Origin of the sequence: Neisseria sp. HMSC065D04, assembly GCF_001815675.1 — a bacterium.
Lineage (GTDB): Bacteria > Pseudomonadota > Gammaproteobacteria > Burkholderiales > Neisseriaceae > Neisseria.
Window position 1 is genome coordinate 31,870 of the sequence record NZ_KV821524.1, and the last position, 15,963, is coordinate 47,832.

Below are 15,963 nucleotides of genomic sequence, written 5' to 3' on the forward strand. Positions count from 1 at the left end.
TTTGATGCAGACCAAGGAATTTGCCGAGCAAACGGGTTTGTCTGCCGCCACGCTGCGCTACTACGAGCAGGAAGGGCTGCTGCGCCCCGAACGAAACGCCAACGGCTACCGCGAATACAGTGCGCGCGATTTGGAATGGGTGTGTTTCATCCTTCGGCTGAAAGACATGGACGTGCCTCTGGCGCAAATTAAGGAATACGCGCGGCTGCGGCATTTGGGCGATGAAACCGTCCCCGAACGTTACCAGATTTTGCAGAAACATCAGGCGGTTTTGGAACGCAAACGGCAGGAGTTGGACGCGCATTGGGCGTTTTTGGAACGGAAGCTGGCATGGTATCGGAAAAAGATAGGCGGGCAGGAATAGGCAGCCAAAGGTCGTCTGAAAATCAGTTTTCAGACGACCTGTTATCTTTTATACGGAGGCATCCATTATCAGCCTGCCGCCTGCTTTTTCCAATCGACACTCCCTGCCAAATCGGTATTGAAATGCGCGCCGATGTTCTGCCGCCTTGCGTATGCGGCTTGGGCTACGGCGAGGCTGCATTCGAGCAGGTTGCGGTTTTCGTATTCGGACGCGGTGTGCGGCTCGGCTTGGTTTTGCTTCCAAAGCCGCAGTTGGGCGATGGCGCGGCGCAGGCAGGCATCGTTGCGGAGGATGCCGAGATGGCGTTGGTTGAAGGCTTGCAGGGCGGGACGGCTGAAGGTGTTTTGGAGGTCGTCTGAAAAGATGCACGCTTCGGCGGAGGGGTTTTCAGACGACCTTTGGGACGGTGCGGTTTGGAATGCTTGTCCGTCCGCGATGGTTTGGGCGACAAGTCTGGCGGTAACGACGCATTCGAGCAGGGAGTTGCTGGCGAGGCGGTTGGCTCCGTGCAACCCTGTGCAGGCGGTTTCGCCCAAGGCGTAGAGCTGCGGCAGGGAGGTTCTGCCGCAGGGGTCGGTTTGGATGCCGCCACAGGTGTAGTGTTGCACGGGGCGGACGGGGATGGCTTGGCGCGTGATGTCCAAGCCGCATTGGGATAGGCAGTGCCGATGGATGGACGGGAAATGCTGACGGACGAACGCTGCGGGTTGATGGCTGATATCGAGCGAGACGAAGTCTTGCGTTTGTTTGGCGATTTCGGCGGCGATGGCGCGGGCAACGATGTCGCGCGGCGCGAGTTCGGCGCGGCGGTCGTAATGCGGCATAAACCGTTCGCCCGCTTGGTTGGTCAGGATGCCGCCTTCGCCGCGCACGGCTTCGGAAATCAGGAAGGTGCGGCCGTTTTCAGACGACCTTGCCAAGCCTGTGGGGTGGAATTGGATAAATTCGAGGTTTTCGACTGCGCAACCTGCGCGTATTGCCATGGCGATGGCGTCGCCCGTGCATTCGGGCGGCGTGGTGGTGGCGGCGTAAATCTGTCCCAAGCCGCCGCCCGCGAGTACGGTATGGCGGGCGCGGATGCAATAGGTTTCTTGCGTTCGGCAGTCGAGGACGGTCAGTCCGCACGCCGCGCCTGATTCGGTTTGAATGTCCAACGCCATCTGCCGCTCGCAAACGCGGATGTTCGGGCGGCGGCGTATTTGGGCAATCAGGCTCTGCATGACGGCTTCGCCCGTGTAATCGGCGACGTGGGCGATTCGGCGGCAGGTATGCCCGCCTTCGCGCGTCAGGTGCAGGCCGTTATTATTTTGGTCGAACGCCACGCCCTGCGCCAGCAGCCATTCGATTGCCGGTTTGCCCTGCGACAGGATGGTGCGGACGGCGGCTTCGTCGCACAAACCCGCGCCCGCTTCCAAGGTATCGGCAACGTGTTTTTCGATGTCGTCCTCTCCCGACCACGCCGCCGCAATCCCGCCTTGCGCATGACGGCTGGCGGTGTCGTCCAGCCGGTTTTTGCACAAAATGACGATGCGGAACGATTCAGGCAGCGACAGGGCGAGCGTCAGTGCCGCCAGCCCGTTTCCGGCAATCAATACGTCGCAATCGGTTTGCATGGTGTTTCCTTGTTTGAGAGGTCGTCTGAAACGGCAATATTGACGGCAAATCAGGCGGGCCCCATGCCGTTGAACACATCCCCGCGTTTGAGTCCCGCCGCGAAGTCAAGCATACGCTGCAAAGGCAGTTTGGCGGCTTCACCCAGCTTCCTGTCCAACAGGATTTCGTTGTGTCCGCTTGTGAGGGCGTATTTGATGCCGCCCAGCGAATTCATCGCCATCCACGGGCAGAACGCGCAGCTTTTGCAGCTTCCGCCGTTGCCCGCCGTCGGGGCGGCGATAAATTCTTTGTCGGGCGCCTGCTTTTGCATTTCGTGCAGGATGCCCAAATCGGTCGCCACGATGAATTTTTTTTCAGGACGCGATACGGCGGCTTTGAGCAGTTTGCTGGTCGAACCGACCACGTCGCCCAGTTCGATGACGCTTTGCGGCGATTCGGGATGAACCAGCACCACCGCGTCGGGATGCTCCGCCTTCAACGCCGCCAGTTCCTGCCCTTTGAATTCGTTATGAACGATGCACGAACCCTGCCACAACAGCATATCCGCGCCCGTTTCGCGGCGGATGTAGTCGCCGAGGTGGCGGTCGGGTCCCCAAATCAGCTTTTCGCCGCGCGATTTCAAATACGACACGATTTCCAACGCCACCGAAGACGTGACCACCCAGTCGGCACGCGCTTTCACGGCGGCGGAAGTGTTGGCGTACACCACTACCGTGCGATCGGGGTGTTGGTCGCAAAACGCCGAAAACGCCTCTTCCGGGCAACCCAAATCCAAAGAACATTCTGCTTCCAAATCAGGCATCAGCACCGTTTTTTCAGGGCAGAGGATTTTCGCGCTCTCGCCCATGAAGCGCACGCCCGCCACCACCAGCGTACCGGCCTCGTGTTCCGCGCCGAAGCGTGCCATCTCCAGCGAATCGCCCACGCATCCGCCCGTTTCCAAAGCCAAATCTTGAATCAGCGGATCGACGTAATAATGCGCCACCAAGACCGCGTTTTTCTCCTTCAGCAAAGCCTTGATTTCGTCTTTCAGACGACCTGCCGTCTCGCGGTCGGGCGTGTCGGCAACCTTCGCCCACGCCTGACGGATTTGGCAGGCGGAAGTCGGCGTTTGGATGAGGGGCATATCGTAGTCGAACGAGCGGCGGGCGGCGGTTTGCATGATGTTTCCTTGTAGCTGGTTTTCAGACGGCATGAAGGTTTGCCGTCTGTTTTTCAAACTGTTTTTATATTATGCTCAACTTGAGTATAATATGCAAGGTCGTCTGAAAACAGGTTTGAGATACCGCAAAACCGACCCGCTTCGTTCCGACAAACCGCTTTGGTTTACAATAAAGCCTTTCCCACCCGCAGAAAGCCGAACATGGACGCCTACCCCGAAGCCGAAGCCCCGCCGCAAAGCATCGTCGAGCTGGTTCCCGTATTGATTGCCGTTACCGACGGCGGCCTGCGGGTGTTGACCGTCGCCCAAGGCGCGCTCCTGCCCAACGGCCCGCTCTCCCCCCTGCGCAATTCCCTGCAGGCGGGCGTGAAGCTGTGGGTCGCCAAGCAGACTTCGCAGCCTATGGGCTATGTGGAACAGCTTTACACCTTTGTCGATACCCACCGCCGCAACGAACACGGCATGCCCGTACTGTACGTCAGCTATCTGGGGCTGGTGCGCGAGGCAGCCGACAGCATCCTGCATCCTGACGCGAAATGGCAGGACTGCTACGGCTATTTCCCATGGGAAGACTTGCGCACCGACGGCGGGCAGCGCGATGCCATCGTCAGCCGCCTGCGCATTTGGGCAAACTCGGCGGACACGGAGGAAGTGCGCCAAAAGCGGCTCAAGCGCATTCACTTGTGCTGGGGGGTCGAACCGGAAAACTGGTCGGAAGAATACGTTTTGCAACGCTATGAAATGTTGTATGAAAGCGGCCTGATAGCGGAGGCCGCCGAGCCGCAGGCAAACTTCGACTTCGCGCTCACGGGGCAGCCCATGCGCCACGACCACCGCCGCGTGTTGGCGACCGCCCTGTCCCGCCTGCGTGCCAAAATCAAATACCGCCCCGTGATTTTCGAACTGATGCCGCCCGAATTCACGCTGCTGCAACTGCAAAACAGCGTCGAAGCCATCAGCGGCAGATTGCTGCACAAGCAAAACTTCCGCCGCCAGATTCAGCAGCAAAACCTCATCGAGCCGTCGGATACCGGCGTATCGGGCAGCAAAGGCCGCCCCGCGCAGCTTTACCGCTTCCGCGACGACGTCCTGCCCGACAGGCTGATTTCGGACATCGGACTGCCGCTGGGCAGCCGTTAGCCCGTTTTCAGACGACCTATAGTGGATTAACAAAAATCAGGACAAGGCGACAAGCCGCAGATACAGTACAGATAGTACGGAACCGATTCACTTGGTGCTTCAGCACCTTAGAGAATCGTTCTCTTTGAGCTAAGGCGAGGTAACGCCGTCCTGGTTTAAAGTTAATCCACTATAGAAAATGAAGTTTTGCCCCATCAGTGCAACATCAATCTTTTTCAACAAAGGAAACCCCATGTCGTCTGAAAACACCCTCTTCCCCCTGCCCGACACCCTGTTGCGCCCCATGGTCGAACAAGCCTTGAGCGAAGATTTGGGCAGGCGCGGCGACATTACGTCCGCTGCCGTTATCGCCCCCGATAAAACCGCCAAACTCTTCCTCGTCAGCCGCGAAGACGGCGTCATCGCCGGCATGGACTTGGCGCGCCTCGCCTTTCAGACGATGGATCCGTCCGTCCGCTTCCAAGCCGAAATTCACGACGGACAAGCCGTCCGCGCAGGTCAGACGCTTGCTGCCGTCGAAGGCAACGCCCGCGCCCTGCTTGCCGCCGAACGCACCGCGCTCAACTACCTCACGCACTTGAGCGGCATCGCCACCGCCACCGCGCGTGCTGTTGCCGAAGTCGCCGAATACGGTACAGACATCGTGTGCAGCCGCAAAACCATCCCCCTGCTGCGCGTCCTGCAAAAATACGCCGTCAGAGCAGGCGGCGGCGTGAACCACCGCATGGGTTTGGACGACGCCGTGCTCATCAAAGACAACCACCTCGCCTATTGCGGCAGCATCGCCCAAGCCGTGCGGCAGGCAAAACAGGCAGTCGGACCGTTGACCTACGTGGAAATCGAAGTGGACACGCTGGCACAACTGGACGAAGCCATCGCGGCGGGCGCGGAACGGATTTTGCTGGACAACATGGACGACGAAACCCTGAAAGAAGCGGCAAACCGCTGCCACACGCAAACCGCCCACCCCCACACCATCTATTGCGAAGCATCGGGCGGCATCGGCTTCGACCGCCTGAAGCGCGTGGCCCAAACCGGCGTGGACGGCATCGCCCTCGGCTATCTGACCCACAGCAGCCGCTCGTTGGACATAGGTTTGGATTTCGTGGCGTAAATTTTGCCGAAGACAGCGGCGCAGAAAGAAATCCATTCAAAAACGCCCGTTTCGTCATTCCCGCACAGGCGGGGTAAAGATGACGAAACGGGCGTTTTCTGGAGTGGATCAAAATTGCAATGATACAGCGTTGCCAACGCCCTTATGGACTTTAGCTAAATTATAGTGGATTAACTTTAAACCCGTACGACGTTGCCTCCCTTGCCGTACTATCTGTACTGTCTGCGGCTTCGTCGCCTTGTCCTAATTTAAATTTAATCCAATATACTTTATTTTCGACACGCAACTTACCGCTTGTCGTCATTCCCGCGCAGGCGGGAATCCATTTTTGAAATTCAGAAACCTTTTTTTAAACCAAGATTTCTCAAGTTTTACAATGGATTCCCGCCTGCGCGGGAACGACGGAAGAACGTATCGAAACTGGGAAGATAGGCGATATATGTGATACGGCAAACAAGGTTACAGTTGCGCAAAGGTCGTCTGAAAACCCGTCACATGGTTTTCAGACGACCTCAAAATCGGATACCTGCTTATTCGCTTTCAACCTTCTCTATCTTGCGGCAGGCAATTAAAGATTCGCCGTCGGTGATGCTCATGGAAGTTTGGTTGATATCGAGAATTTGGTAATCGGTGGATTTAAAACTTTTCTTGGCGGCCATTTGTTCACTGAATTTCATATAAGAACGGTCCGCTTCGCGGCCTTTAGCGGTTTTTAAGTCTTTGACGTCAAACAAACGTTCCGAGCCTGCGCTTTCAAAAGTCATGACGATATGCCTGTCGTCTTTAATGCGCCAGAAGCCGTTGTACCATTCCCGATAACGTAAGGGAACTGCGTCGTTCAGGTTTTCTTCTTTCCACTCAATCTCGATATACCCTGCCCATAAATGCGCCGGCAGTTTGTCCTTTTGCTGAAACTCAATAAATTTAGGCGCAAACGAATGGATATCGCGTTGCGCTTTCAATTCGCAGTCCCATGCCCCGAAAAGCTGCTCTTCCTGCTTTTGCAGGGAAACTTCGGATTTCGCGGCAGGCGGCGTATGCGTTCCGCAGGCAGTCAGAAGCAATAAAGACAAGAATAAGGGTTTTATTGGTTTCATTTCTATTCCTTTGTTTTATATATAAGTCGACCTACCATCGCTCCTGATTCAAACCACCCGATAGGTCGTCTGAAACCCCGTCACCTGATTTTCAGACGACCTCAATCCATATCGCTTTCGGGCAGCTCCGCCGAACCCATGCGGCGCAGGATGATGTTGGTCTTGTTGCGCAGGCGTTTGCTTTTGGGGTTGTCGGCGTAAAACAGCGGCGCGGGGACGCGGGCGGCGAGTTTGGCGGCCTGCTGTTTGGTCAGGTTGGCGGCGGGTCTTTTATAGAAATACTGGGACGCGGCTTCTGCGCCGAATACGCCGTAGTGCCATTCGATGGCGTTCAGATACAGCTCGAAAATGCGGTCTTTGTCGGTAACAGCTTCCATCATCGCGGTAATCGCGGCTTCTTCGCCTTTGCGGATATAGCTGCGGCTTTCGTTCAAAAACAGGTTTTTGGCAAGCTGTTGGCTGATGGTCGAGCCGCCTGCTTTGACTTCACCGCTTTGTTTGTTGCGTTTGATGGCGTATTGGATGCCGCCCCAGTCGAAACCGCCATGTTCGGCGAATTTGGCGTCTTCGGAGGCAATCAGTGCTTTTTTCAGGTTGACCGAAATGCGGTCGTAAGGTACCCAGCGGTAATCGAGCGCGACATCTTTGCCTTCGCTTTGAAACTGCCGCATCCGCATCGCCATGAAGGCGGTTTTGTTCGGCGCGACGGCGCGGTAAGTGATGATGTTGCCGTACACATAAGCGTTGAAAAAGATAAATGCGCCCAAAGGCAGGGCAATCAGCCATTTGATGATGCGGAACATTTTATAACTCTCTCATATATTGGACGACGGGCAGGACATCGGGCGCAAAGCCGCGCCAAAGCCGATAGGAAGCTGCCGCCTGTCCGACCAGCATGCCCAATCCGTCGGCGGTTTTTTTGGCGCCTGATTGGCGGGCGAACGCTAAAAACGGCTCTGCCGCTTCGCCGTAAACCATATCGTAAGCCAAGGTGCAATGTTCAAAGACTTTGGGCGATACGGCGGGAAGCTGTCCGCTTAAGCCGCCGGATGTGCCGTTGATGATGATGTCGAAGCCGCCTTCCAGTTCATTCAAAGGGATGGCATCTATATCGAAATGCGCCGCCATTTCCGCTGCTTTGGCATGGGTTCGGTTGGCGATAACGATGCGCGCGGGGCGGTATTCTTTCAATACGGGAATGACGCCGCGCACCGCGCCGCCCGCGCCGAACAGTAAGACGGTTTTGCCGGAAATCTCTACGCCCAGCCTTTTTGCAATATCGTCCGTCAGTCCGAGTCCGTCGGTATTGTCGCCGCGTATTTTACCGTTTCCCAGCAAAATCAGCGTATTGACCGCACCCGCCGCCAAAGCGCGTTCGGAATGTTCGTCCGACAAGGCAAACGCTTCCTGTTTGAACGGTACGGTAACATTCGCGCCGCGTCCGCCGTCGGCAAAAAACGCTTCAACCGCCTGCGCGAAACCGCCGATGTCGGCGCAAATGCGTTCATATTCGATTTCAACGCCTTCCTGCAAAGCAAACTGCCGATGGATTTGCGGCGATTTGCTGTGTGCGACGGGGTTGCCGAAAACGGCATAACGGGGAGCAGTGTTCATAAAAATCCTATCCGGCAGGACAAATGCAAAGACCGCCCATTATAACCGCCTTTGCCGCCTCATACCGCTGTTTTCCAATAAATCCAAATACGCATCGGATTGTTGACAATCAGGTCGTCTGAAACTATATTCCGCAAGTCAGAAATTTAACGGATTTGCGGTTTCAGACGACCTTCGGCATGATAAAATGCAGCAGATTTTCCGCGAGATTGCGTATCCGTTACTTCCCATTAGGAGCCGAAAATGTCTATCAAAGACGCAGTAAAACTGATTGAAGAAAGCGAAGCCCGCTTCGTAGATTTGCGCTTCACCGATACCAAAGGCAAGCAGCACCACTTCACCGTCCCCGCCCGCATCGTCCTCGACGACCCCGAAGAGTGGTTTGAAAACGGTCAGGCGTTTGACGGCTCGTCCATCGGCGGCTGGAAAGGCATTCAGGCATCCGACATGCAGTTGCGCCCCGACCCCGCGACTGCCTTCATCGACCCCTTCTACGACGACACCACCGTCGTCCTCACCTGCGACGTCATCGACCCTGCCGACGGTCAAGGCTACGACCGCGACCCGCGCTCCATCGCCCGCCGCGCCGAAGCCTACCTCAAATCCTCCGGCATCGGCGACACTGCCTACTTCGGCCCCGAACCCGAATTCTTCGTCTTCGACGGCGTAGAGTTTGAAACCGATATGCACAAAACCCGTTACGAAATCACGTCCGAAAGCGGCGCATGGGCAAGCGGCCTGCACATGGACGGTCAAAACACCGGCCACCGCCCCGCCGTCAAAGGCGGCTACGCCCCCGTCGCCCCGATTGACGCCGGACAAGACCTGCGCTCCGCCATGGTGAACATTTTGGAAGAACTCGGCATCGAAGTCGAAGTCCACCACGCCGAAGTCGGCACCGGCAGCCAAATGGAAATCGGCACGCGCTTCGCCACTCTGGTCAAACGCGCCGACCAAACCCAGGACATGAAATACGTCATCCAAAACGTCGCCCACAACTTCGGTAAAACCGCTACCTTCATGCCCAAACCCATCATGGGCGACAACGGCAGCGGCATGCACGTCCACCAATCCATCTGGAAAGACGGTCAAAACCTGTTCGCAGGCGACGGCTACGCCGGCTTGAGCGACACCGCGCTCTACTACATCGGCGGCATCATCAAACACGCCAAAGCCCTGAACGCGATTACCAATCCGTCCACAAACTCCTACAAACGCCTCGTGCCGCACTTCGAAGCGCCGACCAAGCTTGCCTACTCTGCCAAAAACCGTTCCGCGTCCATCCGCATCCCATCCGTGAACAGCAGCAAGGCACGCCGCATCGAAGCGCGCTTCCCCGACCCGACCGCCAACCCATACTTGGCGTTCGCCGCCCTGCTGATGGCGGGTTTGGACGGCATTCAAAACAAAATCCACCCGGGCGACCCTGCTGATAAAAACCTCTACGACCTGCCGCCGGAAGAAGACGCACTCGTCCCAACCGTCTGCGCCTCTTTGGAAGAAGCCCTCGCCGCCCTCAAAGCCGACCACGAATTCCTGCTGCGCGGCGGCGTGTTCAGCAAAGACTGGATCGATAGCTACATCGCCTTCAAAGAAGAAGACGTACGCCGCATCCGCATGGCGCCGCACCCGTTGGAATTTGAAATGTATTACAGCCTGTAATCCGCATTTCCTGTCGGACTAAATGAAAGGTCGTCTGAAAACCTAGAAACAAGGTTTTCAGACGACCTTTTTTATCGTTCAAAGCAAACTGTCAGAACGTTTTGCTGAATTCGACAAACATTCTGGTTTTGCCGTATTCGTAATATTTGTCGTTGCTCCATGTTTTGTGGTGGGCGACGGTCAGGCGCGGGGTGATGCCTTTGAAGTGGAAAGCGCGGTGCCACACGGCGAGCGAAATATCCGCTTCTTTATCGCGGCGGTTTTCCTGACCGCTCAAAAGGCTGGGCGTTTGATAACGGCGTTGCGCCGCACTCAGCCGCAACATAGTCGACAGCCCTTTGCCCCATTCCTGCCCCCATGCGGTACGGAGGCTGTAACGGTCGAAGCTGTCCGATTTGTCTTCTTTATTGCGTTCCTGATAAATGTCGAAACCGCCGACCCAGTATTGGCGGGTGTTTCGGTAATAGACGACGGAATTGCTCAACAGGCGGTTGTTGTTGTCGGATTTGGCGCGGCGGGTGTTTTTCAGACGACCCATTTCAACGGCACTCAAGGTTTGCAGCTTAGGCTGCCACCAGCGGTTGACGTGCAGGCGCGCACCGCTGGAGTAGGTGTACGGGTCGTTGCCGTAAAAGCGGCGTTCGTGGAACGGGGTCAAGCCGATGTCGTTGCGCTGGTCGGCGTAGCCTGCGCCTACCGAAAAGCGGGTGGTCACGTCGTTATACTTGGTTTGTTCGGGATAAATTTTGCCGTAATTGTCCGCGCCTGCCGTAACGTACCAGCCTTTGGGCAGCGACCATTTTTTCTCTGCACCGAGTTGGTAGTTGATGGCGGTGGCGTCGATAGGCTCGGGGAAGGTCCAGTTGCCGTATGTGCGGCGGCTGGGGGCTTGGTTGATGTTTTGTTCGCGGGTAACGCTCAAGCCGGCGTTGAATTTCCACGAATCGCGCTCGCGCAATGCTTTGCGGTAGGATTCGATGCCTTTGACGAGCGGCTCGGGCAGGTTGGCTTCTGTTTTGAGTTTGTCGAACTGGTCGGCGGCGGCTTCGTTTTGCTTGTCTTCAAACAAAGCGGTGGCAAGCTGCCAGCGGACGACGGGGGCATCAGGGTTTTCAGCGATAAATTGACGGTAATACCCGATGGCTTCTTTCATTTTGCCTTCGTCTTGGGCAACCAAGCCGTGCGCGTAAAGCGCCATGTTTTTATCGTGTCCCGGCCATTGTTCGTAAATCGGCAGGACGACTTTGATGCCCGCGATGTTGCGCGACACAACGGCGGAATACATGGCGCGGGAAAGCAATTGGGGATTGTCGAGCAGGGTTTTGGCATCGACGTTGACGACTTTTTCAGACGACGTTTCGGCGGCAGGTTTGGCCGCTGCTTCTTCGACAGGGGCAGGTTCTGCCGTTTTGACCTGCAACTCGGGGGCAGGCTGGTTTTGAGGCTCGGACGGCACGTCGGCGGCTTCTGCTGCGGACACGGCGAGCAGGGAGAGGAGTAAGAGTGTTTTCATGATTTCGTAAGACGTTTGGGTTGCAATGGTGCATGAATCTGCGTTTTTTATTTGAGGCGAAACCATATCGGGCATTTTGGTGCTTTCGGGCATGGTTTTGCTTTATATTGTTTTGAGCGCGGATTTTACCGTGTTTTACAGTAAAACAAAATATTGCGGTGGCAAATAAAACGATACGGCATGATTCGGCTTTATTTTGATTCGACGCGAATCCACCCTACCCTGCTGCTTGAATGCCGTCTGTCCAATCCTATGCAAAGGTCGTCTGAAAAGAGGTTTCAGACGACCTGTGTTTTCTTCCGAACGGTTTTCACGGATAAAGCAAATGTTGTAAAAACCATAAACAAATGATTAAAGCCACCATGCAAAAAGGTCGTCTGAAACCTCTTTTCAGACGACCTTTCCGGTATTTATCGATTTAGCGTTTGTCCAAGTCTAAATCAGCTTTGTATTCGATGCGGCCGTGTCCTTTGTTTTCGATGGACACGTCCAATTCTTGTCTGCCACGTTTGAATTTCAAATCGGCATCGTCGTGTTTGATTTCAGATTCGACCACATGAAAACCTTTGCTGCGCGCGTGGGCGATGACTTTTTTCGCCAAAGACGGAATCGGGTTGCCGCGTGCGGGCAGCTCGGCTTCGTATTCGAATTCGCCGTTGCCCTGACGGTCGGCTTTAACCGTATGCGCGCCTGCGGGAAGGTAAATTTCGGCAGGAAGCGGGGCGGCGAAGGCGGTGGCGGAGAAAAGCGCCAAAATGCCGGTTGCCAATAAAGATTTTGTTTTAGCCATACTGTATCCTTTCGGGGAAGGCATATAAAAACGCCGCCATGTTATCGGCAAGGCAACACCCTATCAAGCAAATAAACCTTGTTTTACGTATGACAATGTTTTTGCGCGCAGCGTTTACGCGGTTTTGCGATAACCCTGCAAAACCCTGCGCCTTGCCTGTAATAAAAGGTTTTCAGACGACCTTTTGAAACACGGCTTTTGCGCTTTCGGGTAAAATAGCCGCTTTGTTTTTATTCAGGCAGCTTCAACCAAATGTCTTCCTCCCTTTCCAAAAAAACCGCCTACCTGCTGATTGCGCTGACGGGCATCGCGCTTGACCAACTGACTAAATGGGAAATCCTCGCCCACTTCCAAAAAGGCGAGCGCCTCAATATTATCCCCTCTTTCTTCGACCTGACCCTTGCCTACAACCCCGGCGCGGCGTTCAGTTTCCTTGCCGACCAAGGCGGCTGGCAGAAATTCTTTTTCTTAGGGCTGGCACTCGTCATCAGCGCCTATCTCGCCCGCGCCATCCTGCGCGACGAGTTCCGCCTTTCCGGCAAAATCGGCGCCGCCATGATTATCGGCGGCGCGCTCGGCAATGCCATCGACCGCTTGATTCATGGTCATGTGGTTGATTTCCTACTGTTTTACTGGAAGGATTGGAGTTATCCCGCGTTTAATGTTGCCGACAGTTTTATCTGCGTCGGCGCCGTTTTATTGGTTTTGGACGGACTGTTCCACAAAAAACAACCCAAACCGACCGACGAACCAACAACCGACAACCCTTAAGGTCGTCTGAAATCCGGACCATACACATGACCCAAAAAACCATCATCCTTGCCAACCCGCGCGGCTTCTGCGCCGGCGTTGACCGCGCCATCAGCATCGTCGAGCGCGCGCTGGAAGAATTCGGCGCACCGGTTTACGTCCGCCACGAAGTCGTCCACAACAAATTCGTCGTCGACAACCTGCGCGAAAAAGGCGCGGTATTCATCGAAGACCTCGCCGACGTACCCAAAGGCGCCATCCTGATTTACTCGGCACACGGCGTCTCCAAAGCCGTGCAGCAGGAAGCCGCCGAACGCGGGTTCCGCGTATTCGATGCCACCTGCCCGCTCGTGACCAAAGTCCACAAAGAAGTCGCCCGCCTCGACGCGCAAGACTGCGAAATCATCATGATCGGACACAAAGGCCACGTCGAAGTCGAAGGCACCATGGGACAGCTTCCGCCCGGCAGGATGCTACTGGTCGAAACCGTTGAAGACGTCGCCGGGCTGCAAGTCAAAAACCCCGACAAACTCGCCTACGTCAGCCAAACCACCCTGTCCGTCGATGAAACCAAAGACATCATCGCCGCGCTGAACGCCCGTTTCCCCAACATCCGCAATCCCCACAAAGAAGACATCTGCTACGCCACGACCAACCGCCAAACCGCCGTTAAAGAATTGGCGGAAGAATGCGACATCGTCATCGTCGTCGGCTCGCCCAACTCTTCCAACAGCAACCGCCTGCGCGAAGTCGCCGCCCAACGCGGCGTCGATGCCTATATGGTCGACAACGCCGGCTACCTGCAACGCGAATGGTTCGAAGGCAAACACAAAGTCGGCGTAACCGCCGGCGCATCCGCCCCTGAAGTTTTGGTCAGGGAAGTCCTGCAAACCATACAGCAATGGGGACACGAAACCATACGCGAAGGCGAAGGCGCGGAAGAAAGCATCGTCTTCGTCCTCCCCAAAGAACTGCGGCGCGAAGGCGAAAACAAACAGATACTGAACAAAGGTTAAACTGTTTATCCCAGCCTTTTCATCCAAGCGGCAAAACAAAAAGGTCGTCTGAAATCCGTTTTCAGACGACCTTCTTGATTTTCCCAGCCGAATCAAGGCATCAACATGCCGCCGTTGACGTGCAGCGTTTGACCGGTGATGTATTTCGCTTGGTCGGAAGCGAGGAACAATACCGCATCGGCAATATCCTGCGCTTCGCCGAATTTGCCCAGCGAAGTTTGCGCTTCGAAGGTTTTGCGGGTTTCTTCAGGCAGCGCACGGGTCATGTCGGTGTCGATAAAGCCGGGGGCGACGCAGTTGACGGTAATGCCGCGGCTGCCGACTTCGCGCGCCATGGATTTGGAGAAACCGATCAAGCCTGCTTTTGCCGCGGCATAGTTGGTCTGACCGGCATTGCCCATCACGCCGACGACGGATGTGATGTTGATGATGCGGCCGGCGCGTTGCTTCATCATGCCGCGCAATACGGCTTTAGAGGCGCGGAACACGGATTTGAGGTTGACCTGCATGATGTCGTCCCACTCTTCTTCTTTCATACGCATCAGGAGGTTGTCGCGGGTGATGCCGGCGTTGTTGACCAGAATGTCCAGCTTGCCGAACGCTTTTTCGATGTCGGCAATCAGGTTTTCGATGGTTTCGGGTTCGGCGGAATTCAATGCACGGCCTTCGCCGCCCCATTGCGCCAGACGCTCGCTAATTGCTGCCGCGCCGCTTTCGCTGGTTGCCGTACCGATGACTTTGGCACCTGCCGCCGCCAGCGTGTCGGCAATCGCCGCGCCGATACCGCGCGATGCGCCTGTTACCAATGCGACTTTGCCGCTTAAATCTTGTGTGCTCATGTTTACTTCCTTGTTTTGGGAATGGAGTCTGTTGATTTCAGACGACCTTATAGCATAAATAGTGTGATGAATCTAATTTTTGAGGTCGTCTGAAAACATCAAAGGCTTTCAGACGACCTCGAAGAGGCTTACTCGGGTAACGTGATTTCTTGATACGGAGGCAGATCCAATATGTATCTCAACCAGTTGTCGAAGCTGTATTTTTGGTAGATTTCGGGCGGCAACTCGCGATAGGGTTTGTCGAGAAACGCTTCCATGCCGTCAAAGGTTTTGCCGTCCCAAATATAGATATTGTCGGGATGATAAAAATCGTATTTGGCAACTTCGGCATTGGTGGTAATGAGCTTTTTCCGATAGCCGACCGACTCGATTGTCCGAAACGATAAACCCGTATGCACCGCCGCTTTAAAATCCAGCAAGACGCGGCTTTGCATTTCGCGTTTGATGTTGTCCTCGAACGTGAGCGGCTCTGCCGTCGCTTTGATACTGTCGGGATAAACATCGGAATGTTCGTTCAAACTGCCGTCGTTGACATGGAATATCGTGAAATCGATTTTCCAGCCTTTCTTTTCAGCATATTCGGAAAAAGTCGAAATGGCTTTGTCCCTGCCGAGATCGGGAACATGCGAGCCCAGAAAATAAAAATCGTAGCGGTTGTCGGTATCGGTTGGTTGGTCTACTTCAAAATAAAAATTGGCGGCGGGAATGACTTTATCGCGATATTTCCGGTTATCTTCAGGATCGAAGGCATACACTTTGTCGAAAATATCGATGCTCTCCCATATTTTGGGAAATCTGTCCAACCCGTCCCATTGGTAGGCCACCATCAGCTTTTCGGTTTTTCGCTTGACCTGTTCCAGCAGATACTTCGGATAGATTTGTCCGTTTAAAAACAATGCGTAATCAAAATACTCGTATGTTTTTATTTTCTCCATCATTTCTTGATAAATTTTCGTGAAATGCCGAAGCCGGGCTTTTTTCCTCAAAATTTCTTTTTTCTTTTTCTGCTTCAGGACTTTTTTGCACCAGAATGCCCCCAGCCTCATTTTTAAAGACGAATATTTGAAGGGGGGCGCGATATGGTTGTAGCTGATATCGACAACTTGAAATCCTTGTTTTTCTAAATTTTGGATAAGCAATTTATAAATGTCGTTAACTTGGTACATGCCTAATAGGATAATAGGTTTCCGAGACATGGTGTGTGTCCTCCTATTGATTTTAAAATCATCAACTTATTATTGTTATACAGATGAATAAATATAGTGGATTAAATTTAAATCAGGACAAG

Annotated in this window: 15 protein-coding genes; 6 read left to right on the forward strand and 9 right to left on the reverse strand. The window is 54.7% G+C overall.

The annotated features are described in order from the left end of the window. The first annotated feature begins 4 nt into the window (after positions 1 to 4). The gene (locus HMPREF3050_RS08290; RefSeq protein WP_070774422.1) at positions 5 to 364 is read left to right on the forward strand and encodes a MerR family transcriptional regulator; all 360 of its coding nucleotides are present in this window, start codon (positions 5 to 7) and stop codon (positions 362 to 364) included. Between the two features lie 68 nt (positions 365 to 432). Here HMPREF3050_RS08290 and nadB read toward each other — a convergent pair whose 3' ends face one another. Next, complete coding sequence (nadB, locus tag HMPREF3050_RS08295) at positions 433 to 1,977, reverse strand: L-aspartate oxidase (protein ID WP_070774423.1); 1,545 nt, start codon at positions 1,975 to 1,977, stop codon at positions 433 to 435. A 50-nt stretch (positions 1,978 to 2,027) separates the two neighbouring features. After that, positions 2,028 to 3,140 (reverse strand): quinolinate synthase NadA, encoded by a 1,113-nt coding sequence (nadA, locus tag HMPREF3050_RS08300; RefSeq protein WP_070655630.1) that lies wholly within the window; start codon positions 3,138 to 3,140, stop codon positions 2,028 to 2,030. Between the two features lie 201 nt (positions 3,141 to 3,341). On the opposite strand from nadA, the gene HMPREF3050_RS08305 reads away from it, so the two are divergent. Together HMPREF3050_RS08305 and nadC are read left to right on the forward strand one after the other, a co-directional pair. Next, entirely contained in the window at positions 3,342 to 4,280 is a 939-nt protein-coding gene (locus HMPREF3050_RS08305) for an NUDIX hydrolase (RefSeq protein WP_070774424.1), read from the forward strand. Between the two features lie 232 nt (positions 4,281 to 4,512). Further along, a complete protein-coding gene (gene nadC / locus HMPREF3050_RS08310; RefSeq protein WP_070774425.1) occupies positions 4,513 to 5,394 on the forward strand; it encodes a carboxylating nicotinate-nucleotide diphosphorylase in 882 nt (293 codons plus the stop codon). Positions 5,395 to 5,924: 530 nt separating this feature from the next. Here the strand turns inward: nadC and HMPREF3050_RS08315 are convergent. From HMPREF3050_RS08315 to aroE, 3 genes are all read right to left on the reverse strand, one after another. Further along, complete coding sequence (locus tag HMPREF3050_RS08315; RefSeq protein WP_003764626.1) at positions 5,925 to 6,491, reverse strand: hypothetical protein; 567 nt, start codon at positions 6,489 to 6,491, stop codon at positions 5,925 to 5,927. Between the two features lie 101 nt (positions 6,492 to 6,592). After that, positions 6,593 to 7,294 carry a monofunctional biosynthetic peptidoglycan transglycosylase gene (gene mtgA / locus HMPREF3050_RS08320; protein WP_003756572.1) on the reverse strand — a complete coding sequence of 234 codons (702 nt, stop codon included), beginning with the start codon at positions 7,292 to 7,294 and terminating at the stop codon, positions 6,593 to 6,595. A gap of 1 nt (position 7,295) precedes the next feature. Further along, on the reverse strand, positions 7,296 to 8,105 hold the full coding sequence (gene aroE, locus HMPREF3050_RS08325) for a shikimate dehydrogenase (RefSeq protein WP_070774426.1): 810 nt from the start codon (positions 8,103 to 8,105) through the stop codon (positions 7,296 to 7,298). 243 nt (positions 8,106 to 8,348) lie between these two features. Here aroE and glnA point away from each other — a divergent pair, with 243 nt between their 5' ends. Further along, the gene (gene glnA / locus HMPREF3050_RS08330; RefSeq protein ID WP_003764627.1) at positions 8,349 to 9,767 is read left to right on the forward strand and encodes a type I glutamate--ammonia ligase; all 1,419 of its coding nucleotides are present in this window, start codon (positions 8,349 to 8,351) and stop codon (positions 9,765 to 9,767) included. Between the two features lie 91 nt (positions 9,768 to 9,858). Here glnA and HMPREF3050_RS08335 read toward each other — a convergent pair whose 3' ends face one another. Both HMPREF3050_RS08335 and HMPREF3050_RS08340 read right to left on the reverse strand, forming a co-directional pair. After that, positions 9,859 to 11,280: a surface lipoprotein assembly modifier gene (locus HMPREF3050_RS08335; RefSeq protein WP_210399925.1), complete on the reverse strand. Its 1,422-nt coding sequence runs from the start codon at positions 11,278 to 11,280 to the stop codon at positions 9,859 to 9,861. A 418-nt stretch (positions 11,281 to 11,698) separates the two neighbouring features. Beyond that, positions 11,699 to 12,070: a hypothetical protein gene (locus tag HMPREF3050_RS08340; RefSeq protein WP_019270093.1), complete on the reverse strand. Its 372-nt coding sequence runs from the start codon at positions 12,068 to 12,070 to the stop codon at positions 11,699 to 11,701. A 252-nt stretch (positions 12,071 to 12,322) separates the two neighbouring features. Here HMPREF3050_RS08340 and lspA point away from each other — a divergent pair, with 252 nt between their 5' ends. Both lspA and ispH read left to right on the forward strand, forming a co-directional pair. Then, positions 12,323 to 12,841 carry a signal peptidase II gene (lspA, locus tag HMPREF3050_RS08345; RefSeq protein WP_070774428.1) on the forward strand — a complete coding sequence of 173 codons (519 nt, stop codon included), beginning with the start codon at positions 12,323 to 12,325 and terminating at the stop codon, positions 12,839 to 12,841. Positions 12,842 to 12,867: 26 nt separating this feature from the next. After that, positions 12,868 to 13,836, forward strand: a complete 969-nt coding sequence (ispH, locus tag HMPREF3050_RS08350) for a 4-hydroxy-3-methylbut-2-enyl diphosphate reductase (RefSeq protein WP_003756592.1) — start codon at positions 12,868 to 12,870, stop codon at positions 13,834 to 13,836. A 92-nt stretch (positions 13,837 to 13,928) separates the two neighbouring features. Here ispH and fabG read toward each other — a convergent pair whose 3' ends face one another. Together fabG and HMPREF3050_RS08360 are read right to left on the reverse strand one after the other, a co-directional pair. Next, complete coding sequence (fabG, locus tag HMPREF3050_RS08355; RefSeq protein WP_009311008.1) at positions 13,929 to 14,675, reverse strand: 3-oxoacyl-ACP reductase FabG; 747 nt, start codon at positions 14,673 to 14,675, stop codon at positions 13,929 to 13,931. Positions 14,676 to 14,803: 128 nt separating this feature from the next. Beyond that, positions 14,804 to 15,613 carry a WaaS/CpsH family glycosyltransferase gene (locus HMPREF3050_RS08360; RefSeq protein WP_241429705.1) on the reverse strand — a complete coding sequence of 270 codons (810 nt, stop codon included), beginning with the start codon at positions 15,611 to 15,613 and terminating at the stop codon, positions 14,804 to 14,806. Between the last annotated feature and the right edge of the window lie 350 nt (positions 15,614 to 15,963).